Origin of the sequence: Robertkochia solimangrovi, assembly GCF_007279655.1 — a bacterium.
Classification (GTDB): domain Bacteria; phylum Bacteroidota; class Bacteroidia; order Flavobacteriales; family Flavobacteriaceae; genus Robertkochia; species Robertkochia solimangrovi.
In genome coordinates this window covers 234,113-260,807 of record NZ_QKWN01000006.1, presented here as the reverse complement: position 1 = coordinate 260,807, position 26,695 = coordinate 234,113, and the positions used below count along the sequence as shown (strand labels likewise).

The 26,695-nt window shown below is 41.6% G+C and carries 30 protein-coding genes; 14 read left to right on the top strand and 16 right to left on the bottom strand.

Annotated elements, in window-relative coordinates:
* Positions 1-84: 84 nt before the first annotated feature.
* The gene (locus DMZ48_RS09475; protein WP_143954893.1) at positions 85-621 is read right to left on the bottom strand and encodes a hypothetical protein; all 537 of its coding nucleotides are present in this window, start codon (positions 619-621) and stop codon (positions 85-87) included.
* A gap of 42 nt (positions 622-663) precedes the next feature.
* Between DMZ48_RS09475 and DMZ48_RS09470 the strand changes: the two genes are divergently transcribed.
* Positions 664-1,137, top strand: a complete 474-nt coding sequence (locus tag DMZ48_RS09470) for a heme-binding domain-containing protein (RefSeq protein WP_143954892.1) — start codon at positions 664-666, stop codon at positions 1,135-1,137.
* Here DMZ48_RS09470 and DMZ48_RS09465 read toward each other — a convergent pair.
* Complete coding sequence (locus tag DMZ48_RS09465; protein ID WP_143954891.1) at positions 1,106-1,792, bottom strand: SIR2 family NAD-dependent protein deacylase; 687 nt, start codon at positions 1,790-1,792, stop codon at positions 1,106-1,108. The two genes, DMZ48_RS09470 and DMZ48_RS09465, sit on opposite strands and share 32 nt — an antisense overlap.
* 117 nt (positions 1,793-1,909) lie before the next feature.
* On the opposite strand from DMZ48_RS09465, the gene DMZ48_RS09460 reads away from it, so the two are divergent.
* The 3 genes from DMZ48_RS09460 to DMZ48_RS09450 are packed head-to-tail and all read left to right on the top strand — an operon-like array spanning position 1,910 to position 3,527.
* Positions 1,910-2,563, top strand: coding sequence for a TrmH family RNA methyltransferase (locus DMZ48_RS09460; protein ID WP_143954890.1), 654 nt, complete (start codon positions 1,910-1,912; stop codon positions 2,561-2,563).
* 57 nt (positions 2,564-2,620) lie between these two features.
* Positions 2,621-3,154, top strand: coding sequence for an SRPBCC family protein (locus tag DMZ48_RS09455; protein WP_242009169.1), 534 nt, complete (start codon positions 2,621-2,623; stop codon positions 3,152-3,154).
* Positions 3,147-3,527: a VOC family protein gene (locus DMZ48_RS09450; RefSeq protein WP_242009168.1), complete on the top strand. Its 381-nt coding sequence runs from the start codon at positions 3,147-3,149 to the stop codon at positions 3,525-3,527. Before DMZ48_RS09455 ends, DMZ48_RS09450 begins: the two co-directional genes overlap by 8 nt.
* On the opposite strand, the gene DMZ48_RS09445 is transcribed toward DMZ48_RS09450, so the two are convergent.
* The 5 genes from DMZ48_RS09445 to rlmH all read right to left on the bottom strand — a co-directional run bounded on the left by DMZ48_RS09445 (position 3,528) and on the right by rlmH (position 9,225).
* Positions 3,528-5,198 (bottom strand): alpha-amylase family glycosyl hydrolase, encoded by a 1,671-nt coding sequence (locus DMZ48_RS09445; RefSeq protein WP_143954889.1) that lies wholly within the window; start codon positions 5,196-5,198, stop codon positions 3,528-3,530. It lies immediately after the preceding gene.
* A gap of 66 nt (positions 5,199-5,264) precedes the next feature.
* Positions 5,265-6,026 carry a carboxypeptidase-like regulatory domain-containing protein gene (locus DMZ48_RS09440; protein ID WP_143954888.1) on the bottom strand — a complete coding sequence of 254 codons (762 nt, stop codon included), beginning with the start codon at positions 6,024-6,026 and terminating at the stop codon, positions 5,265-5,267.
* 247 nt (positions 6,027-6,273) lie between these two features.
* Positions 6,274-8,013: a DEAD/DEAH box helicase gene (locus DMZ48_RS09435; RefSeq protein ID WP_143954887.1), complete on the bottom strand. Its 1,740-nt coding sequence runs from the start codon at positions 8,011-8,013 to the stop codon at positions 6,274-6,276.
* A gap of 148 nt (positions 8,014-8,161) precedes the next feature.
* A complete protein-coding gene (locus DMZ48_RS09430; protein ID WP_143954886.1) occupies positions 8,162-8,737 on the bottom strand; it encodes a non-canonical purine NTP diphosphatase in 576 nt (191 codons plus the stop codon).
* 14 nt (positions 8,738-8,751) lie between these two features.
* Complete coding sequence (rlmH, locus tag DMZ48_RS09425) at positions 8,752-9,225, bottom strand: 23S rRNA (pseudouridine(1915)-N(3))-methyltransferase RlmH (protein ID WP_143954885.1); 474 nt, start codon at positions 9,223-9,225, stop codon at positions 8,752-8,754.
* A gap of 155 nt (positions 9,226-9,380) precedes the next feature.
* Here rlmH and nadC point away from each other — a divergent pair, with 155 nt between their 5' ends.
* Genes nadC through priA form a run of 4 tightly spaced genes read left to right on the top strand, consistent with a single transcriptional unit; the run spans position 9,381 to position 14,107 of the window.
* Complete coding sequence (nadC, locus tag DMZ48_RS09420; RefSeq protein ID WP_143954884.1) at positions 9,381-10,238, top strand: carboxylating nicotinate-nucleotide diphosphorylase; 858 nt, start codon at positions 9,381-9,383, stop codon at positions 10,236-10,238.
* A gap of 1 nt (position 10,239) precedes the next feature.
* Positions 10,240-11,169, top strand: coding sequence for a YihY/virulence factor BrkB family protein (locus tag DMZ48_RS09415; protein ID WP_143954883.1), 930 nt, complete (start codon positions 10,240-10,242; stop codon positions 11,167-11,169).
* A 9-nt stretch (positions 11,170-11,178) separates the two neighbouring features.
* Entirely contained in the window at positions 11,179-11,610 is a 432-nt protein-coding gene (locus DMZ48_RS09410; protein WP_143954882.1) for a DUF2147 domain-containing protein, read from the top strand.
* 31 nt (positions 11,611-11,641) lie between these two features.
* On the top strand, positions 11,642-14,107 hold the full coding sequence (gene priA / locus DMZ48_RS09405) for a replication restart helicase PriA (RefSeq protein ID WP_143954881.1): 2,466 nt from the start codon (positions 11,642-11,644) through the stop codon (positions 14,105-14,107).
* A 22-nt stretch (positions 14,108-14,129) separates the two neighbouring features.
* On the opposite strand, the gene DMZ48_RS09400 is transcribed toward priA, so the two are convergent.
* Positions 14,130-14,822 (bottom strand): LytR/AlgR family response regulator transcription factor, encoded by a 693-nt coding sequence (locus DMZ48_RS09400; protein ID WP_143954880.1) that lies wholly within the window; start codon positions 14,820-14,822, stop codon positions 14,130-14,132.
* A gap of 208 nt (positions 14,823-15,030) precedes the next feature.
* On the opposite strand from DMZ48_RS09400, the gene rpsF reads away from it, so the two are divergent.
* The 6 genes from rpsF to DMZ48_RS09370 all read left to right on the top strand — a co-directional run bounded on the left by rpsF (position 15,031) and on the right by DMZ48_RS09370 (position 18,601).
* On the top strand, positions 15,031-15,369 hold the full coding sequence (gene rpsF, locus DMZ48_RS09395) for a 30S ribosomal protein S6 (RefSeq protein WP_143954879.1): 339 nt from the start codon (positions 15,031-15,033) through the stop codon (positions 15,367-15,369).
* 4 nt (positions 15,370-15,373) lie between these two features.
* Positions 15,374-15,670, top strand: a complete 297-nt coding sequence (rpsR, locus tag DMZ48_RS09390) for a 30S ribosomal protein S18 (protein ID WP_143954878.1) — start codon at positions 15,374-15,376, stop codon at positions 15,668-15,670.
* Positions 15,671-15,682: 12 nt separating this feature from the next.
* Positions 15,683-16,138, top strand: a complete 456-nt coding sequence (gene rplI, locus DMZ48_RS09385; protein WP_143954877.1) for a 50S ribosomal protein L9 — start codon at positions 15,683-15,685, stop codon at positions 16,136-16,138.
* A 67-nt stretch (positions 16,139-16,205) separates the two neighbouring features.
* Complete coding sequence (locus DMZ48_RS09380; protein WP_143954876.1) at positions 16,206-16,676, top strand: DUF6495 family protein; 471 nt, start codon at positions 16,206-16,208, stop codon at positions 16,674-16,676.
* Positions 16,677-16,730: 54 nt separating this feature from the next.
* Positions 16,731-18,104, top strand: coding sequence for a histidine--tRNA ligase (hisS, locus tag DMZ48_RS09375; RefSeq protein WP_143954875.1), 1,374 nt, complete (start codon positions 16,731-16,733; stop codon positions 18,102-18,104).
* A gap of 119 nt (positions 18,105-18,223) precedes the next feature.
* Positions 18,224-18,601 (top strand): nuclear transport factor 2 family protein, encoded by a 378-nt coding sequence (locus tag DMZ48_RS09370; protein WP_143954874.1) that lies wholly within the window; start codon positions 18,224-18,226, stop codon positions 18,599-18,601.
* Between the two features lie 20 nt (positions 18,602-18,621).
* Here the strand turns inward: DMZ48_RS09370 and DMZ48_RS09365 are convergent, their stop codons facing one another.
* The 8 genes from DMZ48_RS09365 to DMZ48_RS09330 all read right to left on the bottom strand — a co-directional run bounded on the left by DMZ48_RS09365 (position 18,622) and on the right by DMZ48_RS09330 (position 26,652).
* Positions 18,622-19,944: a DUF3570 domain-containing protein gene (locus DMZ48_RS09365; RefSeq protein WP_143954873.1), complete on the bottom strand. Its 1,323-nt coding sequence runs from the start codon at positions 19,942-19,944 to the stop codon at positions 18,622-18,624.
* Between the two features lie 10 nt (positions 19,945-19,954).
* Complete coding sequence (locus DMZ48_RS09360) at positions 19,955-20,161, bottom strand: DUF4266 domain-containing protein (protein WP_143954872.1); 207 nt, start codon at positions 20,159-20,161, stop codon at positions 19,955-19,957.
* The gene (locus DMZ48_RS09355) at positions 20,158-21,147 is read right to left on the bottom strand and encodes an FAD:protein FMN transferase (protein WP_143954871.1); all 990 of its coding nucleotides are present in this window, start codon (positions 21,145-21,147) and stop codon (positions 20,158-20,160) included. Before DMZ48_RS09355 ends, DMZ48_RS09360 begins: the two co-directional genes overlap by 4 nt.
* Complete coding sequence (locus tag DMZ48_RS09350; protein WP_143954870.1) at positions 21,137-21,586, bottom strand: thioredoxin family protein; 450 nt, start codon at positions 21,584-21,586, stop codon at positions 21,137-21,139. Before DMZ48_RS09350 ends, DMZ48_RS09355 begins: the two co-directional genes overlap by 11 nt.
* Positions 21,587-21,660: 74 nt before the next feature.
* Positions 21,661-22,554 (bottom strand): diacylglycerol/lipid kinase family protein, encoded by an 894-nt coding sequence (locus DMZ48_RS09345; protein ID WP_162558696.1) that lies wholly within the window; start codon positions 22,552-22,554, stop codon positions 21,661-21,663.
* Positions 22,523-24,520, bottom strand: coding sequence for an LTA synthase family protein (locus DMZ48_RS09340; protein ID WP_143954868.1), 1,998 nt, complete (start codon positions 24,518-24,520; stop codon positions 22,523-22,525). Before DMZ48_RS09340 ends, DMZ48_RS09345 begins: the two co-directional genes overlap by 32 nt.
* 72 nt (positions 24,521-24,592) lie before the next feature.
* Positions 24,593-25,990: a sensor histidine kinase gene (locus tag DMZ48_RS09335; RefSeq protein WP_143954867.1), complete on the bottom strand. Its 1,398-nt coding sequence runs from the start codon at positions 25,988-25,990 to the stop codon at positions 24,593-24,595.
* Positions 25,987-26,652 carry a response regulator transcription factor gene (locus tag DMZ48_RS09330; RefSeq protein ID WP_143954866.1) on the bottom strand — a complete coding sequence of 222 codons (666 nt, stop codon included), beginning with the start codon at positions 26,650-26,652 and terminating at the stop codon, positions 25,987-25,989. Before DMZ48_RS09330 ends, DMZ48_RS09335 begins: the two co-directional genes overlap by 4 nt.
* Between the last annotated feature and the right edge of the window lie 43 nt (positions 26,653-26,695).

The following is a 26,695-nucleotide window of genomic DNA, read 5'->3' as shown; positions in this document are numbered from 1 at the left end:
AGGCACAAATTTAAATTACTATAAAAATTAAACCTAATTTCCGATGCTTTTTTAATCGATTTACCGGAATTATCTGTTCAAAAATCACAATTTATCAAGAATATGTCGTGCACGAGCCAGATAGGCAGCAGTATGTGCGGGAATTCCCTGTTCTAGAACCGGTTTTAATGCCTCTCTGATCCAGGGGAGTTCATCGCGAAGCTGAAACAGGCATTCCATGGCAAATACCTTCACGGCTACTTTTTCTTTTCCGATGAGCCAATCGAAATTTACTTCAGCCAGTTTCTCCTGCTCTTCTTTTTTAAGTGAATTTTTTAAATCCGGATGTCCTGCGATTATAGCGCAGATCTTTGCGGCAGGTCTCCGCGATTCCGAAGCTGTTAGAGCAGAAATACCCGATATAAAGACGTCTAAGTGTCCATCAAGAAGTTCTGGAGATTGCACACAAACCAATTCCATTACACGAAAAGCAGTGCGTTCTTTTTCTTTATGACGGGAGAAAGCGAGAGACGTAAGTTCATTGAAAGATTCCGGGGAGTTCAAGACGATGGCTGCTGCCCGGTCCCGATCGGTCCTGGAAGTGGTAATATTGTGGATTTTCGACCAGAGATCAGCTTCCAAAAGAATTTTTAATTAACTTGATATCGCTAAATTAATGAAGCTATGCGTATTGTTAAAAAAATTCTTGTTTTCCTGTTACTCGTACTTATACTGATGCAATTCTTTCAGCCTGAAAAGAATCACTCAGATACTACACCACCTACCGATATTATTATGACACTTCATCCATCGGAAGAGGTGGAGGCCATACTGACCAATGCATGTTATGATTGCCATTCGAATAATACGAACTATCCGTGGTATGCAAATGTGGCTCCGGTTTCTTACTGGTTGAACGATCATATTGAAGACGGTAAAAGAAAACTGGATTTTTCAAAATGGGACTCCTATTCCGATAAACGAAAATCTCATAAGCTGGAAGAAGTTATAGAGCTCGTAAGGGATCGTCATATGCCTTTAGATTCCTATACCTGGATGCATCCGGAAGCGAAACTCACCGATGATCAGATCAATCAGCTCATCGCTTGGGCCGACAGGGAAATGGCTACTTTTTCAATATCCGGGCAACCGCAATAGGAACACCTTCTGTTGCATTTTCTGCAATGATACTAAGATTTGGTAATTCATCCTCTGTGATTCTAGGTCTGGGATCTATAAAATAGATCGGAGTTCTTTTAGGAGCATAATGCACTAATCCTGCGGCTGGATAAACCTGCATGGAGGTGCCGATCACCATGAGGATATCTGCTTTAGAAACCGCTTCGGCGGCGTACTCGATCATTGGAACCGCTTCTCCGAACCATACGACATGGGGTCTGAGTTGATGATGGTGTTCACAGAAATCTCCCGGGTTAATGTCTTTTTTCCAATCGTAGATCAGGTTTTCATCGAAGGTACTTCTTGCTTTCAGCAATTCCCCGTGAAGGTGGATCACCCGTGAACTTCCGGCCCTTTCGTGGAGGTCGTCAATATTTTGGGTGACAATAGTGACCCTGTATTCTTTTTGTAGTTCTGCCAGCGCATAGTGAGCCGCATTAGGAGTGACTGTCAAAAGCTGTCGTCTACGCTGGTTATAGAAGTCCAGTACCAGTTCCATGTTTTTGTTCCAACCGATGGGAGATGCTACATCCATGACATCATGTCCTTCCCAAAGTCCATCTGCATCCCGGAAGGTTTGGATGCCGCTTTCTGCACTGACTCCTGCTCCTGTTAGTACTACTATATGTTCCATGATAGGTTTTAGAAAACTCTAAAATAAGGATTACTTTTACAGTGAAAAAATTATATTGACATCTCAAACACCGGGAAGGTGACCTGCCAGGCCGGGTTAAACAATTGCATTACATTCATGTCAGCATCACTTTTATCATACCTGCAAGGGTTTATTACAGAAGAAAGAATGGAAAGGATCGAAGCTATTATGAGCTTGCGGACCAATCACTTTACCATTGCCATTGAAGATGTTTTTCAATTTCATAATACCAGTGCGGTAATCAGGAGCTGTGATGTGTTCGGTGTACAGCATGCTCATGTTATCGAAGAGCGCTTCGGTAAGCGGCTGGATAAGAATATTGCAATGGGAGCTCAAAAGTGGGTGGATGTTCACAGATATGATACTACTTCTACCTGTATATCCATGCTCAAGGAGCAAGGGTATCGCATAGCGGCCACGTCTCCACACGGTGACTCCATTGAGTTGGCAGACCTTGATATAGAAACTCCTACCGCATTCTTTTTTGGTACAGAAAAGGAGGGATTGAGCGATGAGGTTCTTGAAATGGCAGATGTAAGAATAAGGATTCCAATGGTGGGTTTCACTGAAAGTCTGAATATCTCTGTTTCTGCTGCCATAATACTACAGGATGTTACACAGCGTTTACGACGTTCATCGGTAGCCTGGAAATTGTCTGAAAAGGAGAAGGAACGCATTCGTCTTGAATGGACAAAAAAGTCGGTAAGGAGCATAGAAAGCGTAATGAAAAGGTTTGAAAACAGAGATTGAAGATTAAACTTAGTATTTTATTGCTTAACTTTAATGGAATACTAAAGTTCACTACACATGATGATAATAGTATATATAATAGCCGGGATCTTTGTGATTCTGCTGTTAATTACCGCCATTGCTCCAAAGAATTATCACGTTAGCCGAAACATTCAAATCAAAAGACCTTTACCGGAAGTTTTTAATTACCTGAAGTATCTCCGAAATCAATCGGAATGGTCTCCTTGGGAACAACGGGACCCCGAAATGTTCAAAGAAATTCGCGGTACTGACGGTACTGTTGGAGCTATAAGTTACTGGAAGGGCAATAAGGAAGTGGGAGAGGGCGAACAGGAGATCACACGTATCGTTGAAAATGATATCATCGAGTCGCAACTCCGGTTTTTACGCCCCTTTGCCTCGATTTCCGAATCGTATTTGAAAGTGGTAAGTGTAACACCGGAAAATACCCGGGTCAGTTGGGGTTTTTCGGGAAATCATAAGTTGCCCATGCGGATCATGATGTTTTTTATGAGCATGGATAAAATGGTTGGAAAGGATTTTGAACAGGGTTTGGCAAAACTTAAAAAAGTACTTGAAAACAATGGCTGAGAATCTCAATATGGTAGGATGGTTCGAAATACCGGTTAACGATATGGATCGGGCAAAACAGTTTTATGAATCGGTTTTCCGGGTGACTATTACGGTACATGATCTTAACGGACTAATAATGGGGTGGTTTCCTGATAAAGGCAACGTACCTGGAGCACAGGGAACGCTCATCAAGCAAAAATCATATATCCCTGGTCAGGTAGGTGTTCTGATCTATTTTAATTGTACCGACCTGCAGGAAGAACTCGACAGAGTAGTTCCTGCAGGAGGGAAGTTGTATCAGCCAAAAACCATGATCTCACCTGAACATGGTTATATGGGCGTTTTTATTGATACTGAAGGCAACCGAATTGCGCTGCATTCCCTTCACTGATTATTCTTCGGTTTTTTCCAGTAGAACGATACGAAACGGACTTTCCAATTTTGCTTTACCATCTTTAATCGTAATGGCCATGCCTGAATAATGATCCGTCACCTTGCTGCCATCAGGAAAGATATCGCCGACAGGGATTGATTTAGCACCCTGCATCAGGTCGAGTCCCACCACTACCTTGTCAGTCAACTTATCAGTTTCCAGGATTCGACTGAAAACATATGGATTATCGCTTATTTTCTTATGGAAGCCGGCACCTATCGCAGGGTGTTGTTTTCGAAAAGTTCCCAGTTTTTTCCAATGTTCGTGAATTGCCTTGACGGAATCGTTATTCTGAAGATCCTCCCAATTCATATATGATCTTAGGTTAGCATCTCCTTCCGCTCCCGGAATTATCAGAGGACGGTTTGTTTCGTCTCCGTAATAGATTTGAGAGGCCCCCGGAGTAAGCAATAATTTGTTTGCTGCTTCATAGGCACGTTCACGATGCTGATCGAACGGAGAACCGTCGTCATGAGAACTCAGATAATTGAGTACACTTTTGCCTTTAAGTTCGTTATGTAAAAGACTGTCGTATTTTGAGAAAAGCGATTCATAATCTTTTTGAGAATCGTATTTCATGTCAAAATTTATCAGGCTCTTGAATCCGTGTTCATAAAAATCGACTTTCTTATCGCCATAATCGAACATACGACCACCGTTGATCCCGTAGTTGTATACCTCACCGACCATAAAGAAAGGAATGTCTGCCAGCACCCTTTCAGGATGAGTTTTTTTCCAGTTCTCGAAGGCAAGGGAAGCTTCATCATATAATTCCTGCCAGATCTCAGACTCTGTATGTTTCACTGTATCTACACGAAATGCATCGATCCCAAATTCGGAGACATAATCCGAAAGCCATTTGATGATATAAAATCGTGGAGCTCTTGGGTAGCCTGTTCTTTCAAAGAAAGCCTCGAGTTCCTGCATTTCCTTTTCATACCGGTTTTCCGACTTCCATTTCTCAGTGAGAAAGGAGGGGAGTTCAACATTTTCGTTGCTTTCGGTAAGGATATCCGGAAGGTTTGCCACCAGGGTACAGCTCGTTGTATTTTCGAAATTGTCATAGGTGCACATCGGACCGGTTCTAACCCAATCTTCACCCCATACAGGATCTTTTTCAGTAACAGGGCCGGTATGGTTCATCACTACATCAAATACGATCCTGATACCATGGGCATGAGCGGTTTCGACAAGTTTGTGAAGATCGTCCGACGTTCCGAAATTCGGATCCAGCACGGTCCAGTCTTTTGCCCAGTAACCATGATAACCATAGGTAAAACCAGCACCTTCATCGACACCGTCATGTATTTGTTCCACGACCGGAGTGAACCAGATTGCATTGACGCCAAGATCATCAAAATATCCTTCTTCGATCTTTTGAATGATGCCTTTGATATCTCCACCCATAAAGGTGCGCAGGGGTTTTGTTTCCCTGTTTCGTTCAAAATTCACATCGTTGGAGGTGTCTCCATTGTTGAATCTGTCTGTCAGCAGGAAATACATATTCGCTGCCTCCCAGAGGAACGGGGTTGAAGGATTCTTTTTCATAGACTGCTTGTTGTTACGGTTGGGAGAATCGCAACCGGTTAAAACTGTTAGAAGTAGAATAGCGAGTAGTCCTTTATGCATAGTAGCTGCTTATTGAAATCAATCGGTCAATAAGCCAGCCCGTTTTATCGGGAGGTATGACCGATTCTAATTGTTTCTGTTCAATACCTTATATTCTTCATAGCATCCGCTAATTGCGTCCAGAATCTGGAGGTCATTGGCGGTTTGTATAAAACTATCTGAATAATTACAGTTTCTTAGAATTTCATTGATCTCGTCGCGATCCACCTGCAGCAATGCCATCAGGGTTTCACGATCATATTTTGAACTGAGAAGATCACGGATCCGGTCGTCTTCTTTCATTTTACGCAATTTCCGCATTTGCTGAGGCTTTTTGCCAAACAGGTTATGCAGGAAATCCGCAGGATTGAAAATAGAGCCCAGCGTTTTTGCAAAGGCATTAGGATTGCTGTCACCGGCTTCATAACCCAGATCAAGGCCAGGTATACGATAGCGACGCGAAGTATTTATCGGAATATTTTTGGAATCGATCTCGAGATAACCGGTAAGCTGGAATGGCATGACTACCACTTCTTCCAAAGCGTAAGCCAACTCGGTCAGGTCGATCTTGGTATTCTGAAATTTGAGCATATCATTGGTTACCCGAATCTTGATAGCTTTATATCCAATGAAGGAAAAGTATAAGGTGTCGTTTGCTCGTGCTGAAATAGCGAACTCACCCTTACCGTCGGTAATGGTTCCGATCACCTGATTCAGATTGACCACGTGTACATTTTCCAGCGGAAATGAGGTCTCAGAGTTCACAACGGTTCCCCGCATCTCATCTTCCTGAGCAAAACATGCAAATCCGGAAAAAACCAGTATGATAAATAGGATCAACTTGTTCATCCGCTCAACCTTTTTTTTGATCAGATATCCAACATTCCAAGGGTAGTAGTATAGTCATTGGGCTCATATAATTTCGTTTAGCAGGTTGTTTTCGGGTTGAATTGGTCTCCTTTTTTTAGCAGATCCCTACGGACAAGTGATTATTTATATGATTAAACCTATCGCTTGTCCGTATGGTATCTGATGCTAAAAATACTAAACTATGGAAAATATTGACTTTTACCCTTAGTTTTTAATTTATAATTAACTAAAATCTCTTTTTGCCCTTAGACTTTTTACCCTTCTTATTTTGGTTTCCTTTTGAGCCAAACGATTTCTTAGACCAGTTGTCATTTCCGGAACGCTTTCGCTTTCTGTTGCCGAAATCTCCTCTGTCTGATTTACCGCGTGTATTCTTGGATACCTCCACATTGATGAATCTTCCGTCTAATTTAAATTCAGAGAAAGTGCTCAAGATAAGGTCGGTGTGAACCGCTTCGGAATTGAAGAATGAGAAGCTGTCTTTTACTTCAACTTTGAAGATATCATCTCTGTCGAGTCCTAGTTGCTCTTTTAAGAAATCCTTAAGTACTTTCCAGTCATATCCATCTCTTGCTCCAACGTTGATAAAGTAACGAACTGCACTTCCACTTCCGTTGTCAGATCTGGAAGAACTATCTCCACCTGCGTTTAGGTCGTCACTGGCGTTTTTATAGTAGTTTGCAAATCTGCTGAATTCAACAGATACGAGTTTTTTGATCAGTTCTTCACGATCGATCCCTTCGAGTACATCATTGACAGCAGGAAGGAAAGCCTCAACTTCGTCATTTACTTTCGTGTTCTTGATCTTACTAGCCAGGTGATATAATTGTATTTCACAAATTTCCTCGGCGTTCGGTATTTTACGAGCATCGAATTTCTGGTTGATGATACGTTCGATCGCATGGATCTTACGGGTTTCACTTTTAGTGATGATCACCATAGAAGTTCCTGATTTACCTGCACGACCTGTACGTCCGCTACGGTGCGTATAGGTTTCGATTTCATCAGGTAACTGGTAATGGATTACGTGCGTGATATCATCAACGTCGATTCCGCGGGCAGCTACGTCTGTAGCAACGAGCATTTGGATCTGTTGCGTACGGAATGCTTTCATCACCATATCGCGTTGATTCTGGCTTAGGTCACCATGTAGTGCACCTGCATTGTAGCCATCTTCGATAAGCTTTTCTGCGATCTTTTGAGTATCGCGTTTCGTACGGCAAAATACCACTGAGAAAATATCAGGATTGGTATCAGCCAGACGTTTCAATGCTGCATAACGATCTCTTCCTCCAACCACATAATATTCGTGTTGTACCTTATCGGATCCGGAATTCTTCACACCTACGGTGATCTCCAACGGAGTTTTCATAAACTCCTTAGCGATGGAAGCCACTTCTTTGGGCATGGTCGCAGAAAATAACCAGGTGTGTTTTTCGTGTGGTGTGTGCGAAAGGATGCTGGTGATGTCTTCATAGAATCCCATATTCAGCATTTCATCTGCCTCATCCAGTACACAATATTCAACGGTAGAAATATCAACCATATTTCGATTGATAATATCTTTCATTCTTCCGGGAGTTGCTACAATAATCTGTGCCCCTCTTTTGATCTGACGTGCCTGTTCAGTGATGCTCGCACCTCCGTAAACGGCTACTACATTCAGACCTTTGACATATTTTGAGTATAACTGCAGTTCATTGGTGATCTGCAAACAAAGTTCTCTTGTAGGAGAAAGGATAAGACCCTGTGTGTCTCTGTTGTTAACATCAACTTTCTGGATCATTGGAAATCCAAATGCGGCCGTCTTTCCTGTACCGGTCTGCGCAAGTGCCACCATGTCGGTGTCTTGGGCTAATAATTCCGGGATCGCTTTTTGTTGCACTTCTGACGGAGTTTCAAAGCCGAGATCCTCTACCGCGCGTACAAGGAAGTCGTTCAGCCCTAATTGTTTGAATTTATTCATAAATGTATTTAAAAACAGGGCGCAAAGGTACTCTTAATAAATGGATAAACGATAGTATATCACGAGAAATATTATATTTTTTCGAATATCTAAAATATTGATATTTAATAAATTGTATCCTTGAGGTTTATCAGGCTTCATTACCGGATCACTTACCGTTCAGGTAATCGGTCAAAGACCTCACTGCACGGCCTCTGTGGCTGATCTCATTTTTGACTTCCGGCGATAGTTCGGCGAAGGTCCTGTCATAACCATCGGGCATGAATACAGGGTCGTATCCAAAGCCATGAGTTCCTTTTCCTTCCGTAGTTATAACGCCTTCCACAATACCCGGAAATAATTGCATCCCTTCTGCCGATCTTAAAGCAATTACCGTTTTGAATCGGGCATTTCTGTTGGAAATTCCCTTTAATTCTTCCAGTAGCTTCTTCATATTGTCGCCGGCATTCTTCTGAGGTCCGGCATATCGGGCTGAATAAACACCAGGGGCTCCGTTAAGAGCATCTACCTCGAGTCCGGTGTCATCAGAAAAACAGAAATAGCCGTATTTTTCGTAAACATATTCCGCTTTTTGAGCCGCGTTTCCTTCAATTGTGTCTGCGGTTTCAGGGATATCTTCATCGCAGCCGATTTCTTCCAGAGTGAGTACAGTGATAGATTCAGGAAGTAAATTTTGTACTTCTCTTAATTTATTCGGGTTGTTTGTAGCGAATACAAGTTTCATGTTGCCTAATGGTTTTAGCGATGGTGGTAAGGTTCGTTCTTCAGGATCGTAAAGGCTCTGTAGATCTGTTCGGTGATGAATAGACGAATCATCTGGTGGCTAAAGGTCATTTTACTCAGCGATAATTTTCCTTCCGCTTTTTGATATACAGCTTCAGAAAATCCGTAAGGACCGCCGATTACAAAGATCACTTGTCTGACCCCGGAATTCATATGCTTTTGCAGGTATTCTGAAAATTGTACCGAATCCAGCGATTTTCCTCTTTCATCCAGCAGGATTAGTTTATCGCCAGGATTCATCGATCTCAGAATGAGCTCTCCTTCCTTTTCCTTTTGCTGCTGTTCCGAAAGATTTTTCGTGTTCTTTAGGTCGGGTATTATTTCCAGACTGAACCTGATATAATGCTTTAACCGGTCGGTATAGATATCGATCAGTTTTTCGAGGTCCTTATTGTCTGTCTTTCCGATTGCCAGTAATTTGATCTGCATGCTGCAAAAGTATTAACAAAGCGTGAAAATAAAGACTTAAAATCAGAATAAGTACCTGTTCATCCTATATGGAGTTTCCCTGATTTTGAACGAATGGCCGTTTGAGAAGTACAGGCTGTTCGGCATTTTTAATAAATTAGCAGAAAATTTTTAACATGATAAGCGAAGCACAATTTCGTAAAGAACTCGATCTGATCATAGCCAATGCATTACGTGAAGATATCGGTGATGGTGACCATAGTTCATTGGCTTGTATTCCACATGAAGCTAAAGGGGTGGCAAAACTCCTCGTGAAAGATAAGGGGGTGATCGCCGGTGTGGAATTTGCTAAAATGGTCTTTGCGGCAGTTGATCCGGAAATGGTTGTTAAAACCCTTATCAAAGACGGAACAACGGTTGCTTATGGTGATATTGTTTTTTATGTAGAGGGGCGGTCTCAGTCTATTTTAAAAGCGGAACGACTGGTGTTAAATGCCATGCAACGTATGAGTGCTATAGCGACGAAGACGGCTTATTATGTAAATCTCCTCGAAGGAACCGGAACAAAGATTCTCGATACCCGGAAAACAACTCCGGGGATTAGAGCTCTTGAAAAATGGGCGGTAAAGATCGGTGGAGGAGAAAACCACCGGTTTGCCTTATATGATATGATCATGTTAAAGGATAATCATATTGATTTTGCAGGAGGCATCGAAAAAGCAATAGCTAAAACGAAGCAGTATCTGCAGGATAAGAACCTCGATCTGAAGATCATCGTTGAGGCCAGAGATCTTCAAGAAGTACGCACCATTCTTGAAGCGGGAGGTATATACCGTATTCTGCTGGACAATTTCGATTATAAGCAAACCCGTGAAGCCGTTCAGCTGATCGGTGATAAATGCCAGACGGAATCTTCCGGAGGAATTAACGAACAAACTATAAGAAAATACGCGGAATGCGGCGTAAATTATATATCTTCAGGGGCATTGACACATTCGGTATACAATCTGGATCTGAGCTTAAAAGCAGTCTAATATGTCTAAAGAGATCGAAGCTAAACTCGCTAAAATCCCGTTGATCAATATTCTGGTCGACATTCTGAAGCGTTTGCGACTACCGGGGTTTGAGGGGTTATCGATCTACGATCTTCTGGAGATGTATTTTGTGGGTATTGTGCGTGGGGCATTGACCTACAGAGCCAGTGCCATATCCTTCAGTTTCTTTATGGCTATTTTTCCATTTCTGCTGTTTTTGCTGAATCTCATCCCTTATGTGCCGATCGATGGTTTTCAGACCGATTTTCTGAATTTCGTGGATAGTTTATTACCGCCTAAAACCGTTGAATTCTTCGATGGTATCATCTCAGATATCATAGGGAACCGAAGGGCCAGCTTACTTTCGTCGGTATTCTTTCTTTCTATATTACTGATGGCAAATGGTATCAATGCTGTTTTCGGAGGTTTTGAGACTTCGTACCATGTGCGGATCACCAGAAATGTGGTGAAGCAATATTTTGTATCGCTCGGGGTTGCACTTTTATTGGCTTTGTTATTCCTGTTCGCGGTTATCGTATATGTATATCTTCAGTTTTTAACACAATTTGCAGGGACACCTGTGGTTGAAGGCGTTGAAAGAGATAATCTGGTGGGCGTGAGGATCGGTAAATTCTTCTTTTTTGTAATGATCTCTTATGTGACCACAGCAGTGCTTTATTATTTCGGTACGAAAGAAGGGAAGGAATCCAGGTTCTTTTCTCCCGGGGCATTACTGACTACGATCCTTATTATTTTAAATACCTATCTCTTTGGAATCTACATAGAGAATTTCTCCCAGTATAATGAAATTTACGGATCCATAGGAGCGTTACTTATATTAATGCTCTATATTTGGTTAAATTCAAGCATCCTTTTACTGGGCTTTGAGCTAAATGCCTCGTTGAGGAGTTTAAGACGCAACAACTATTAAACTTAAAGTATGAAAAGAAGTATCATTCTGTTTGCAGGACTGTTTATCATGTCTGCAATAAATGTCTATTCTCAGGACATTTTTGGTAAATGGAAAACCATTGATGATGAAACCGGAGAAGCAAAATCCATCGTTGAACTTTATAAGGAGAATGGAAAGGTTTATGGGAAGGTAGTTGAGATCCTGAACAAAGCCAAGAAGGATAATGTATGTGATAAATGTGAAGGCGCCAAAAAGGATAAACCTATTCTTGGGATGGTGATCGTTGAAGATCTTGAACAGGATGGGGATGAGTATGAAGGAGGAACTATTCTCGATCCGAATAAGGGCAAGGTATATCGTTGTAAGATCTGGCTCGATGAAGATGATCCAAATAAGCTCAATGTCAGAGGGTATATAGCCTTCCTGTTTCGTACACAGGAATGGTTCAGAGCGGAATAGCGCTATATTCAATTAAAATATTCAATCTTTCATGCGACATTTCATAGATGTCATTTTACCACTTCCGATACCTAAGACCTATACGTATGAGGTTTCTGAGCGAGAGGCAGCATTTCTTTCGCCGGGATTCAGGGTGGCTGTGCCTTTTGGTAAAGCAAAGATCTATACCGGTCTGGTTAGGTCGGTACATCAGGATCCGCCTCAGCATTATGATGCAAAGGAGATCGATCAGATTCTGGATGAGGTTGCTCTTGTAAAAGAGGTGCAACTGAAGCACTGGGAATGGATTGCTTCTTATTATATGTGTAGTGTGGGAGAGGTATTCAGGGCTGCTGTGCCTCCTTCTTTTCTTTTGGAAAGCGAGACCATGGTGATTCGTGATGAAACCTTTGATGATTCGGAAGAAACTCTGAAAGATGATGAATGGCTTGTATTTGAAGCTTTGCAGCATCAGTCTGTTTTAAATGTACAGGAGATAGCCGGTATTACAGATCGTAAGCGAGTACTTCCGATTATAAAACGATTGCTTGCAAAAGGAGTGATCCAAATCAGAGAAGAAGTTAAGGAGCAGTATAAACCTAAAATGATCAGGTACGTTAAGCTTCATGAAAACTATTCGACAGATGAGGCTCTGAATCAGTTGCTTGAAGAGCTTAGCAGAGCACCACGGCAGCGTGATGTGATCATGAGTCTTTTTACCCTTGAAGTATCCGATCCCAAGCCTGTTAAAGTAAAGACGTTGCAGGAACGGAGTGGTGCCTCGTCAGCGGTGATCAAAAGTTTGATCGAAAAGAATATACTGCAAGCGTATTTGCTGCAACATGACAGGGTCGGATATGAGGAAGGCGAACTCGATCAGACCAAGGAGCTTAATGAATATCAGCAGGAGGCACTTTTACAGATCTCCTCGGAATTTAAGAGTAAGGATGTTGTGCTGTTGCATGGTGTGACCTCTTCCGGTAAAACAGAAGTTTATGTTAAGCTGATCGCGGAGGTATTAGCCAGGGAAGAGCAGGTTCTGTACCTGTTGCCGGAAATAGCACTTACAACCCAGCTCATCCGAAGGTTGCGCGAGTACTTCGGAGAAAAAGTACTGGTATATCATTCAAAATATTCCGCTAATGAACGCGTGGAGGTTTGGAATAAGATCGCTGCCAATGAAGGAGGGGCGCAGGTGGTCATCGGTGCGCGTTCGGCACTATTGCTCCCCTATGAGTCTCTCGGACTCATTATCATTGATGAGGAACATGAAACTTCCTTTAAGCAATATGATCCTGCACCGAGATATCATGCGCGGGATGCAGCGATCGTCCTGGGGAAGCTGCATCATGCCAGGGTTTTGCTGGGGTCGGCTACTCCTTCGATGGAGAGTTACTACAATGCACAAACCGGAAAGTACGGCCTTGTGAATATCACGAGAAGATATGGAAACGTGCTGATGCCTGATATGGAGCTGGTGGATATTAAGGATAAGTTGAAAAAAAGAAGAATGAACGGTCATTTTTCGGATCGGCTTATGGAGGAAATTCAGGAATCCTTATCGGAAGGAGAGCAAGTGATACTCTTTCAAAACAGGCGGGGATATGCGCCCGTACTGGAATGCAATACCTGTGGACATTCTCCCGGTTGCCCCAACTGTGACGTGACGCTTACCTATCATCAATTCAAGGATCAACTGCGCTGTCATTACTGCGGATACCGGATGGCCCGACAGTTAAAATGTCTGGCTTGTGGTAGTGATGAGCTGGATACAAAAGGATTCGGGACAGAGCAGATCGAGGAGGAGGTTAAGGTGTTATTTCCTAAAGCCAGTGTGGGCAGGATGGATTCTGATACCACGCGGGGTAAATACGGATATGATAAGATAATTTCGGCCTTTGAACAGCAGGAACTGGATATCCTGGTAGGTACTCAAATGGTGACTAAAGGACTTGATTTTCGAAATGTGAGCTTAGTAGGGGTCATGCAGGCGGATACCATGCTAAATTTTCCGGATTTCCGGGCGCATGAACGAAGCTTTCAAATGATACAGCAGGTCGCCGGAAGGGCAGGGCGTACCCTTAAAAGAGGGAAGGTGATCATACAGACCTATAACCCTTTTCATCAGATCTTGCAGCAGGCCTCCATGAACAGGTTCGAAACGATGTTTTCAGAACAGATGGAAGAGCGGAGGCAGTTTAGATATCCACCGTTTTACAGGCTAATCAAGATAACCTTTCGTCATAAAGACTATAATAAGGTCAATGAATCATCAGAATGGTATGCGAAATATGTGCGTAATGTACTCCGGGTAGATGCTGCGATGGAGGTGCTGGGACCTGAGTTTCCGGCAATTCCCAGAGTGAGGAATTCGTATAATAAGAATCTGGTGATAAAAATTCCGGCAGACCGATCGGTGGGATTGGTAAAACAGCAGCTAAAAAAAATTGACAACAGCTTTAATGCTATTGCCAATTTCAGAAGTGTTCGTGTCATTTATGATGTCGATAATTATTAGACATCAAGAATGTAAAAATTTGTTAGAAGTTGCTTAAAGCTTCGGAAAGCTCTTGCTTCTTGTTTCTGCTTAAAGGTATTTTTTTACCATTAACTTCTACGCTTTTACTGTTGAATTTCTCTACTTTATCCAGATTCACAATGTAAGATTTGTGAATTCTTAGGAATCTTTCTGCAGGTAGCTCCTTTTCGAAGGATTTCATAGTAGACAGAATCACGATGTTCGCTTCATCGGTAACCAATTTGATATAATCTCCAAGGGCCTCGACCCAATTGATTTCGTTCAGGAATACTTTACGTTTCTTAAGGTTGCTCTTTACGAAGATATGCTCGTCATCCTCTTTAGAAGCGATCTTAAGTTTGTAATTTTCCTGTGCCCTTTTAACAGAAGCTTCAAAACGCTCCTGGGTAATAGGCTTGTGGAGATAATCGGTTACATCATAATCAAAGGCTTTCAATGCGTAATCTGCACTACCAGTAATCAGGATTACCTGTGGTGGGTCACTCAATGACTCTAGAAGATCGAACCCGTTCACAACGGGCATCTCAATATCCAGAAAAATGAGATCGACCTTCTGATTTTTCAAACCATTTTTAGCCTCGATAGCATTGCTGTATTCAGCAATGAGGTTCAGCATAGGGTGGTTTCTAATCAACCGGGCAACAGACATTCTTTGGATACTCGAGTCGTCTACGATAATACAATTCATTCTCATAATTACTCAGGTAAGTGGTTGGGTTTATGAACAGTACAATGTTAGTGAAAAAACAGAGGTGAAACAAAGAAAATGTTGTGAAAACGCGGGTTTGTGTTGGAAAAAGGTGGTTTTCACCCTAAAACAAAGCACATAAGATTAAGTGTTTGTTTATTTAGTTATTTAGTATTACTTTTGCACCCTTGAAAATTAATTAATATCATTGAAAATGAATCATTACGAAACTGTTTTCATTCTAAATCCCGTTTTATCTGAGACCCAGATAAAGGAAACAGTTAAGAAGTTTGAAGATTTCTTAATCTCTAAGGGGGCAGAATTTGTATCGAAAGAAGATTGGGGGCTTAAGAAGCTTGCTTACCCGATCCAAAACAAAAAAAGTGGTTTTTATCACCTTTTTGAGTTCAAAGTAGCTGGAGAAGCTATTGAAACCTATGAACTTGAGTTCAGACGTGACGAGCGTGTTATGCGTTACCTTACTGTAAAACTTGATAAGGACGCTATCGCATGGGCAGAGAAAAGAAGAAAAAAACTAAAAGAAAAAGCTTAATCATATGTCATCCATAGAGCAACAAGCAAAAGGAAAAAAAGACGGAGAGATCAGATATCTTACTCCTCTTAACATAGAGACCAGCAAAACAAAGAAGTATTGTCGTTTTAAAAAGTCAGGTATCAAGTATATCGACTACAAAGATCCGGATTTCCTCCTGAAATTTGTAAACGAGCAAGGGAAGCTACTTCCAAGAAGACTTACCGGTACTTCGCTGAAATATCAAAGAAAAGTGTCTACTGCCGTTAAACGTGCAAGACACCTTGCGTTAATGCCATACGTAGCAGATTTATTAAAATAAAAGCAGGTAACCATGGAGTTGATTTTAAAGAAAGACGTAGATAATCTAGGATTTAAAGACGATGTGGTAACCGTTAAGAACGGTTATGGTCGTAATTACCTGATCCCACAGGGATTTGCTGTATTGGCTACTGCTTCTGCCAAAAAAGTATTGGCTGAAAACCTGAAGCAAAGAGCTTTTAAAGAGAAAAAGATCGTTGAAGATGCTCAGAAAGTAGCAGCTCAACTTAAAGAGCTTGATACTAAGATCACTGCTAAAACAGGTTCCGGAAACAAACTTTTCGGTTCTGTAACTGATGCAGATCTTGCTGAAGCGATCCGTACTGAAGGAAATGTAGAGATCGAAAAGAAATTCATCTCTATCAAAGGTGGTAATGTTAAAGTTGCCGGTAAATACGAAGCAGTTATCAGACTTCACCGTGAGGTAATCGTTGATTTCCCATTTGAAGTTGTAGCGGAAGCCAAGTAATTTATACACCGAGATTATATAGATTAAGGCCACTGACTTCAGTGGCCTTTTTTATTTTTGCAGCATTATGAAATACAGAAGACTTACAAAAGAACAATTTGAAGAATTACATCAGGAATTTATCAATTTCCTTGCAACCCAATCCATAACCGGGACGGAATGGGAGCGTCTCAAAGCTGATAAACCCGAAGTAGCTGAGGAAGAGCTCGATGTGTTTAGCGACCTTATCTGGGAAGGTGTACTCAGTAAAGTAGATTATATAGAGAATATTTCTGAAAAACAGATGCATCTTTTCGAATGTGGAGTCGCAGAGATGAAGCTAATTGCGATCCGGGTGCTACATCCCGCTGTTGACCTGACTACAGAAAGTGGATTTGCATGGTTCAGGAAAAATTTCCTGGAGGATTCCGTAGAGATCATGACCGCGGCCAAAAAGTATTCGGAAGATTCGAATAAAGATAAGTTCGAACTGATCGAAAAAGGAGGCGTTATCACCCGCGGAGAATTGTTTCGCTGGTTCGAAGAAATGCTCCCATAGACTTTCAGTTACCGTTCATATATTCGATATTTGTTTAAAATTCAAGATTTATCCATGGCACAGAAACCAGGTATACCTAAAGGGACCAGAGATTTTGGTCCTGAGGAGGTTATCAAACGTAATTATATCATTCAGACCATCCGAAATCAATTCGAACTGTTCGGATTCTTACCTATCGAAACTCCGAGTTTTGAAAATTCGGATACCCTGATGGGTAAATACGGTGAAGAAGGTGACAGACTGATTTTTAAGATTCTCAATTCAGGTGATTTCCTGTCAAAGGTGCGCCCGGAAGTATACGAGCTCAAGGATGCCGCGAAACTGGCGCCAAAGATCACTGAGAAGGCTTTACGCTATGATCTGACCGTTCCTTTTGCGCGTTACGTGGTCATGCATCAGAATGAGATCGATCTGCCGTTTAAACGTTATCAGATTCAACCTGTGTGGAGAGCCGATCGCCCTCAAAAAGGAAGGTTTAGAGAGTTCTATCAGTGTGATGCCGATGTGGTTGGTTCTGATTCCCTCTGGCAGGAAGTTGAATTCGTACAGCTGTATGATGCAGTTTTTACAAATCTTAATCTGCAGGGAGTTACCATTAAGATCAATAACCGTAAGATCCTGGCCGGATTAGCGGAAGTAATCGGTGCCTCTGATAAACTGATCGATTTTACGGTAGCATTGGATAAGCTTGATAAAATTGGACCTGATGGTGTACGTGATGAAATGCTAGGTAAAGGTATTTCCGAAACGGCGATCGCTAAGGTAGCGCCCTTATTTACATTTACCGGTTCCAATACTGAAAAACTGGAGCTTCTCTCTGATCTCTTAAGCAGTTCTGCAGAAGGACTCAAAGGTATTGAAGAATTGAAGTTTATTCTGAATGCATTTGAAGATATGTCTTTACAAACCGCAACGCTAACGGTAGATATTACATTGGCCCGCGGGCTCAATTATTATACCGGGGCGATTTTTGAAGTCGCTGCACCGGAACAGGTTAAAATGGGATCTGTTGGTGGTGGAGGCCGTTATGACGATCTTACCGGAATATTCGGACTCAAAGGCGTTAGTGGTGTAGGGATCTCTTTCGGATTAGATCGAATCTATCTTGTACTTGAAGAACTCGGACTCTTCCCTGATTCAGTGCAAAGAAATACGCAGGTTCTTTTCCTGAATTTTGGCGATGAGGAGTCAAAATATGCCATAAAAGCAGTCACTCGCTTAAGGCGAGCAGGTATAAAGGCTGAACTTTACCCTGACGGTGCCAAGATGAAAAAACAGATGAATTTCGCGAATAAACGCGCTATACCTTTTGTCGTGCTGGCTGGAACTCAGGAGATAACTGACCAGCAGTTCACCCTGAAGGAGATGCATACCGGACAACAGTTCACCATCGATTACCGGGAATTGGAAGAACGAATAAAAGCATAGGTATTTATAATTAAAAGGAGGTTTTAAGCCTCTTTTTTTGTTTATAATCACTTAAAGTTCAGTGATTTCTGTGTTTAAAGTGTTACATTTAAGGAAGTGTCAATTTAAATTGCAGGACTATGAACACAGAAGAAGTTGCTGAAAGACTCGTGCAGTTATGTCAGAATGGTAATTATCATCAGGCATATGAAGAATTATATGCCGAGAATGCTATTAGTAAAGAGATGGATGGAATTCCAAATGATGAGACGCATGGAAAGAAAGCGATTATTAAAGGATACGATCAGTGGGCCTCTAATATTCAGGAATTTCACTCAGGCGAGGTGGGAGAGCCTTTAGTGGCCGGTAATCATTTTGCGGTACCGATGTTCTATGATATTACATTTAAAGAAGGGGGCAGACACAGTATGGAGGAACTTTGTGTTTATGAGGTTCTCGATGGGAAAATAGTATCTGCCCGATTCTATTATGATACAAGCGGAATTCCGAAAGCCTGAAATCATTTAATGCGATCAGGTCATTCAAGCAGGAACGTAAATCCGCCCGTAATAATGTTGGCCGTAAGGCCGGTGTTTCTTTTATAATGATAATATTTCAGATCAAAACTTTTAAGGCCCAGATGTAAAAATTTAAATCCGGTAAAGATATCTGTATAATTGATCCCGAAGCCAAACTGGTTGGCATTGAATTTACTCAGATCATAATCAGAGGTATAATATTCATCGGTAGACAGATGTTGCTCATAAGGTGCAAAGTAATCCGCTGCGGTTTGTGAGTAATATCGATAGGATGGATATAAAGTAAAGCGACTGGCGATCTTCACCGGTATTTCAAGGCTTGCCGTATGTGAGCGAATTCCCCAATCATCAAAATAATACCGGTAATAGGTTCTCAGAACGAACATTTCATTCAAATATTGATTATACCGCGCACCGACGGCTATTTTCATTCGGGAATCCGGTAATTGTTCGATGGCGTCAGCTAATTGAAAGTTTTCTATATAGCTGCCTTCAACATCCTGAAAATATACCCTTTGAAAAGGGGTCGATAATAATCCGTCCTGCCTTACGATATCGAACATCAATGTTCCCTGAGATCGCTTTGAAAAAATCTGGGAAGCGGTGATTCCAGCCGAGTATGAATTTCTTCCTTTATCCCGAAAAGGATCGAAAACAGGCTGATAATCGGGATTTCCTGTGATGGTATGGTTCTGATAAAAAGAATCATTTAATCCACTTCCTCCTGGGGCAAATGGCCGAAGTTCGTAGGGATAAATGGGATTCCAGGTGTCCAGATATACATTCAGATGTCCTGAAAGTTCGGTATTCTTTTCATTTAACAGTTTCGTATAGCTTCCTCCAAATCCTACTGAAAAATAATCATATTCCGAAGAGACTGATATTTTGGCTGTCCAAATACTGTTTCTGTCATCGGAACTATGACTGAATGTTCCGGTAAAGTTACCCCACATGTCACTGGAAGATGCACCTGAACTTGCCTGAAACGGGTCTGCTTCTGAAGTGCCATCCCATGGATTTATATTGCTTGAGGATGCTGAAGTGTAAGCCGATACTCCGGCGTCGATTGTCAGTACATCGTCATCGTTAAGCGGTATGGCAACCACAATGGTCGGTGTGAAATCAGTGAGTTTTTCGGTGCCGATCCCTCCGCTTACCGCGGCGTTGTCACCATCCTGAGAATAGTAACTGGAAAGCAGATCTACTTCTGTAGATTCGAGTACTCTTTTCTTATACTCAGAAGAACCCTGTTCTTCTTTTTCCTGTGCTCTTAAAGGCAGAACACAAAAGATTAGTACAGTTATATAGATGAATTTCTTCATAAATCGAAAGTTAATTACATCCGCAACCACCACCGGTCTTACCGCCATTGGCTCCGGCTGCTGCTTCTCTGTAAGCTTGAAAACTCGTTTGAAAACGATCGGCATTTTTGCTGCCTAAAACCATATCCGGGTCATTCAGATATACTTTTTCATATTCTTTTACGGTGGTGCAGGATGTGATGAATATACATCCTGCAATCATCAGGATTCTTTTCATTGTGTGTCGATTTTAATATTGGTTGAGGTAAAAATATTTCCCTGATCATCGATAAGGATACATTCCACTCCAGGTAGCTGATTAATGCGATCCAGGCCTATATCTTTACCCATAACAAAGACCGAAGTAGCAAGAGCATCTGCAAGTTCAGCCTTCGGAGCAAAGACGGTGGCGCTGATGATACCACTTGCCGGATAACCACTTCTCGGATCTATGATATGAGTATAACGCTTGCCGTTGAAGATCACATATTTTTCGTAATTGCCGGATGTTACTACGGCTTTGTTGTCGATAGGTAGTAAAGCGAAAGCTTTGTGTTTATCCATAGGGTTGGTGATGGCAACTTTCCAAGGTTCTCCGGTGGTTTGCGTACCCCATGTGTTCATGTCTCCAGAAGCATTGATAATTCCGGCTGTTACCCCCTTATCCATGAGAAGGGTTTTAGCTTTATCTGCCGCATATCCTTTACCGATCGCTCCAAAACCTATTTTCATTCCTTTTTCCCTGAGAAATACTGTTGAAGCCTTATCATCAAGAATTATTTTCTGATAACCAACACGGGAAACCGAAGCTTTTACCAGGCTATCCGGTGGCATCGTCTTCATGGTGCCGTCGAAATGCCAGATCTTATCCATCGCCGCATAGCTTATATCGAACGCGCCATCTGTCAATTCCGAAATTCCAATAGCTCTTTTGATCAGCATGAATAGTTCGTGATCAACCTTTACGGGTTGAATTCCGGCATTCGCATTGATCTTTGAAGTTTGAGAATCAGGATCCCAAGAGGAAATGAGGCGCTCAATTCTGGTGATTTCTGAAACAGCATCATCGATGTAACCATTCCCGGCAGTTTCATCTGCTGCAACTACCGTAATGTCAAACCTGCTTCCCATGAGCTTAAGAGTTCGCTTATAGGGGTGTTGGGCCTGAAGCGAACTAAAGACATTGATGATAAAGAACAGAAGAATCACTGATTTAGTCGGCATCCGGTAAGAAGGAGTTAATATGATTAATGTAGTCCTGGGGGGACATATTCTTAAAGCCTGTTTCTCCAAGAACTTCACCCTGATGATCGAGGATCACAACAAAGGGAAAGTATCCTGATTTATTATAGCGGGCGGCAAGAGCTTCATTTTTCTTTGCTTGTTCGTTCGGTAACTGGTTTTTCGATTTTCTGGGAAAATCAGCCTTGAGCATTATGTAATGGTCCCGGGCATAATTCCTGAATTCTTCTGTGCTCCAGATCTGTCGGTCCAGTTTGATACATGGAGCACACCAGTCTGAACCCTGAAAGACCAGAATGATCGGTTCATCTTTAGTAACAGCCATTTCTTTGGCTGTATCCAGATCATTATACCACTCCTGCGAATGCAAGCCTGTTATTGAAAACAAGGCGATTATAGTGAGCAACAAGATATTCTTCATGTGTTGAATTTTGATAAAAGTAAATGGTGTTTCTATAAATATCCTTAGTGTAATCTTAAGATTGTCTTAAGGGGTTATATATTCGAAATCACATTCAATGCATTAGGGATTACACAGATCCTGATCGTATCTGATGAAACAGGAAAAAGTTCTCCATCTTTCTGGCAGGTGATCGGTTCGTTTCTTTCATGTGCAACTTCGAGATTTTCGATACTGTGATATTGTAATCCCGGATAGAATTTTTCCATTTTGAATAGCAACAGTATTCCCAGAGTGAGTATGGAAAGCCTGGAGCTTCGTTTTATAATGACCAGATCCAGTTTTCCATCATTGAGTGATGCTTTTGGGGTAAGTGAGAAATTATAGCCCATTTGATTTGAATTGGAAATAAAGAACATAAAGGGCTGAATTTTATGGGTTTCATTTCCGATTTCAAAGGTGAGGTTATAATCAAACGGATAATTTTTGAATGCATTTAAAACAGCCTTTAAATAGGCCAAAAAGGGATTTCTGTTATCTCTCTTATGGCGGTGGATCACTTCTGCATCAAATCCGATACCCATATTACTGAAAAAATAGGAGTCGTCGATCTTACCGATATCGATACGGGTACTTTCCCTGTCTGAAATCATGCACAAGGCACGGGAAATATCAGAAGGCATCCTGAGGTGTGATGCAAATCCGTTTCCGGAACCCAAAGGAATACATCCCAGTGTGACCCCGGTATTGACCAAGGCCGAGGCAACCTCATTGATCGTTCCGTCTCCACCACAGGCAACAACCATGTCGACCTTCTGTGCAACGGCCATTTGAGCCAGATGATGTGCATGAAGCTTATATTGGGTGATATGAACTTCAATAGTATAGGTCGATTCCGGAAAGTGATTTTCAATCTGTGATCTTTCCAGGGTATGTTTTCCCCTTCCGGAGATCGGATTAATTATGAACCAAACCTTCGTCTTCATCATTTTTATCATTTAATCCCTGATGATGGAACAGATAGTATGCCGACTGGTAATAGGAAATAGCCTTGTTTTTTAGTGCGATATCTGCCTGATCAGGTGTCAGTGTATTTGAAGCAGGGTTCCATAGGTAAAAATCAGAGGATCCCTCGTCTCCTAATACCACAAGACGATCGTTCTCCAATAGTCCAAGTTTTCTGTAATTTCCGATCAATGCCCTCTCAAGACTATTGGCAGTTAAAATATCCCGACCATAGAAGTCACTTTCATAGGTCCAGTGAAGCATTCCGAACAGCGTGGGTAACAGGTCGATCTGAGAACACACCTTGGTTATTTTTTCCGGATTTTCATGTCCCGGGAGATTATAGATTATAGCAGGAATACGATAGTTTGCCACGTCCAGATCCCATCTTCCGGCACTGCTTGCACAATGATCCGCAACGATTATAAACACCGTATTTTTAAACCAACTATGCTTTCGTGCAGAGCGGATCATATTTCCGATCGCATAATCGGTATATTTTACAGCACCTTTTCTGCCGGTTCCTGAAGCGATATCGATGCGACCTTCCGGATAGGTGTACGGCCGGTGATTTGAAGTGGTCATGATAAAATTGAAAAAAGGCTTATTCGCTTTCTCACTTAGTGAATCACTATATTTTAGAACTTTTCCAAAGAGATCTTCGTCACAAACTCCCCATGCATTTTCAAAACTAACCTCAGTATCCGTGATGTTTTCCCGATGCGTCATGATCTCATCTCCTACGTTGAGTTTTCTGCCTCGGTCTACGATATCGAATCCGTTTGAACTGAAATAATGGTTCATATTGTCGAAATATCCATCACCGCCGTAAAAAAAGGTATTGTTGTATCCCTGATCCCGGAAAACACTTCCAATTGTGAACAGATGTTCGTTTTGTTCCCGTTTCACGATACTTCTACCGGGTGTGGGAGGAATACAGAGGGTTAGCGCTTCCATGCCTCTGACCGTGCGTGTTCCGGTAGCATACAGATCTGTGAATGAAATGCCCCTTTCTGAAAGTGTATCAAGGTTAGGGGTCAGGTTTTCTGGGTTGCCAAAGGATCCCAAAAATGACCCACTCAGACTTTCAACACAGATCAGCATTACATTCGGATGGCTTTCCGGAACTGTATCTGTGATCATTCTGTAGATCGAAGTTTTCGAGTCATTGGAAAATGCTACATTTTGTTGAGTCAGTTGTGCTCTGACTTCCTCAAATGCTTTTTCATCCGGGATCGTTTCATAAAATTCCGGATACGAGAGTTCATTGTTCCTGAAGGCGGCGAAAAACGAATAGATCCCTGCCTTAGAAATTTCGTTATTATATCGGTTAGGAGACCATTCTGCCATTTCATTATCCACTTTAAAGGAAAAGAAGAGCACCATTGAAATGTTGATGCATAAAAATAATCCGCGTAGCGATCTCGGTGTAGAATGTGTAAAGGTCTGATCATAATACCTTCTCCTTTTAAAATAATACTGAAGGCCTCCGGCCAATAGTAAAACAGCGGAGACTAATACAGGGATCGGGTATGATTCATCAATGTTTCTCACCACCTCATATGTATAGATCAGATAGTCAACGGCAATGAAATTGAATCGTCTGCTGAACTCTTCCCAAAAAACGAATTCTGCGAAGAAGGAAAATGTAAGAATTACGGTCATAAGGACTGTTCCTCCTATGATAATGATCTTATCGAAAACAGATCCGATCCATCGGGAGGGTAACAGAAAGAGATAAAGTGTGACGGGTAAAAGGAAAAAGGAAATAACACCGATATCAAAAAAAGTTCCGGTAATCAGGGAATGTAAAATATCGATAATTCCATGGTCTGTATCCTCAAAATCCAGGATCAGTAGAAGAAGTCTGAAGACCGCAGAAATGATGAGAAAGAAAAAGAGATAATGCACCAAAAGACTATATCTTTTTCCTGTTGGTTTTGATTTCATTTTGTGAGTGTTACGGAAATCAAACGTAACAGTCGAATCTGAGGATAGGCTTAGCAGATTCTTAAAATTCGATTAAGAATGGAGTTTTATGGGGGGGTAGGAGAAAAGAATTTCAAAAGTTGTTCCGGATCCTTTCTCACTTGCTACCTTGATTGAAGCATCGATGGCATCCGCTGCTTTTTTCGCAATGGAGAGTCCGAGTCCGGTTCCTGTAATATCTTTATGATCCAGCGCTTCAGACCTGTAAAATGCATTAAAAAGATTTTTTAAGTCCTGTTGCGCTATACCGATACCAGTATCAGTGATCCTGCAGAGCAACTTTTCTTTTTTTTGATGAACGTCGATCTGAATGGCGCTTCCAGCATGCGAATATTTGATCGCATTGGATAGGATATTATCAAGTATCATCGAGGCATAATATCTGGGTACTTCGATTAGTTCCGTGAGATTCTGAGGATCTGTTTTCATTTGGATCTTCAGCTTCTTATCAGCTATCATAGGCGCATTTCGACTAATGGTTTCATCGAGTAATTGAATTACCGAAGCCATTTCCAGTCTTTGCTCTCTATGGTCATATCGCGCCAGAAACAAAAGTTTGTCGATCGTTTCGCACATACGATCAACTTCCTTAAGGCTGTAATTTATTTTCTTTTCATATTCTTCCTGTGACCGACCTTTTCTTACCAGTACCTCCAGTGTACCTCTCAAGGATGCCAGTGGTGTTCTCAATTCATGAGAGGCATCTGAAGTGAATTGTCGCTCTCTGTTCAGTGAATCTTCAATACGTTGCAACAGTTCATTGATGGAAGCAGACAGTTCATAAAGTTCATCTTCATTTGCTGGTAATGTTACGCGTTCACTAAGATTATTTCTGTGAATACGTCTGGTTGTATCCGTGATTTCCCTGATCGGCTCAATGCTTCTTCCTGCCAGAAACCGGGAAATAAAGAACAATCCGAACACTACCATTGGGTAGGTTAGCAATAGTATATTTCGAAGTTTGATGATCACCATTCGGGAAGATTCGAATGACATCGCGGTTAATATATATCCTTTAGTCTTTCCCTGAAATTGAATCGGTAATTGAGTCTGACGTATCAGGGTTTCATTCAGAAATGTATTGAAGTGTCCGTTATCCGGTTCTTTACTATCAAAGGAAAGCAATGATTCTTTAAGGTTCGGAGACTTATCAGTGGTATGGCCATATTGATCAATGACCTGTACGAATACCGGATTTACCTGTACCTCCCTATGTTCTCTTTCTTCCCATTCTTCCTTATTTTCAAATTTTAAACTATTGGGATCAATTTCGGCCAGGTGAATATTTGATTCCAGGCTAAGATCCTGATCGAGACTGTCATATACGGTTTTTTTAACAATAAAGAAAATGAGAAAGAAGACGGTAGCCACCACAACAGTGGTTGCCATCAGGTAGTAAAGGGCGATTCGTGTTTTAAAGCGAAATTTCATTGATTCTTGATAAGATATCCTACACCTCGTATGGTTTGAATATAGTCTTCGTTTGTGAGGTCCAGTTTCTTTCTCAACGCATTGATGTAAACGTCGATAACCCCGGTATCATAACCGTAATTAATATCCCAAACGTGATCGAGAATCCTTGCCCGGGTACAAACCCGGTCCTTGTTTTTCATGAGGTATTCCAGCAAGCTGAATTCCTTTAAAGTGAGTTTGATCTCTTTATCACTTTTAAAGACCTGATGGGTGGATGGATTCAGAACGATAGGGCCGACATGATATGAAGTTTCAGATTCGGTTCTGGATCGTAATTGAACTTTGATCCGTTCCAGTAATTCTGCAAAATGAAACGGTTTTTTGATATAATCGTTCGCTCCGGCCTGCAAGCCAAAAACGGTTTCATCTACGGTATCCTTTGCAGTTAAAAATATGATAGGGGTTGACAGATCATTTTTTCGTACCTGTCTGCATATCTCGATACCGCTTACTCCGGGAACCATCCAGTCAAGAATGATCAGGTCTAAATGACCTTCCATTGCCATAGTGAGTCCGCTGCGTCCTTCATAGGCTACAGAGACATTATAGGATTCCTCTTCAAGTCCCTGCTTAAGAAAATCTACAATTCCAGGCTCATCTTCAACGATCAATATATTCATGGTCTAAATATGATAGACTAATTTAAGGATTTTCTTAGTGCAC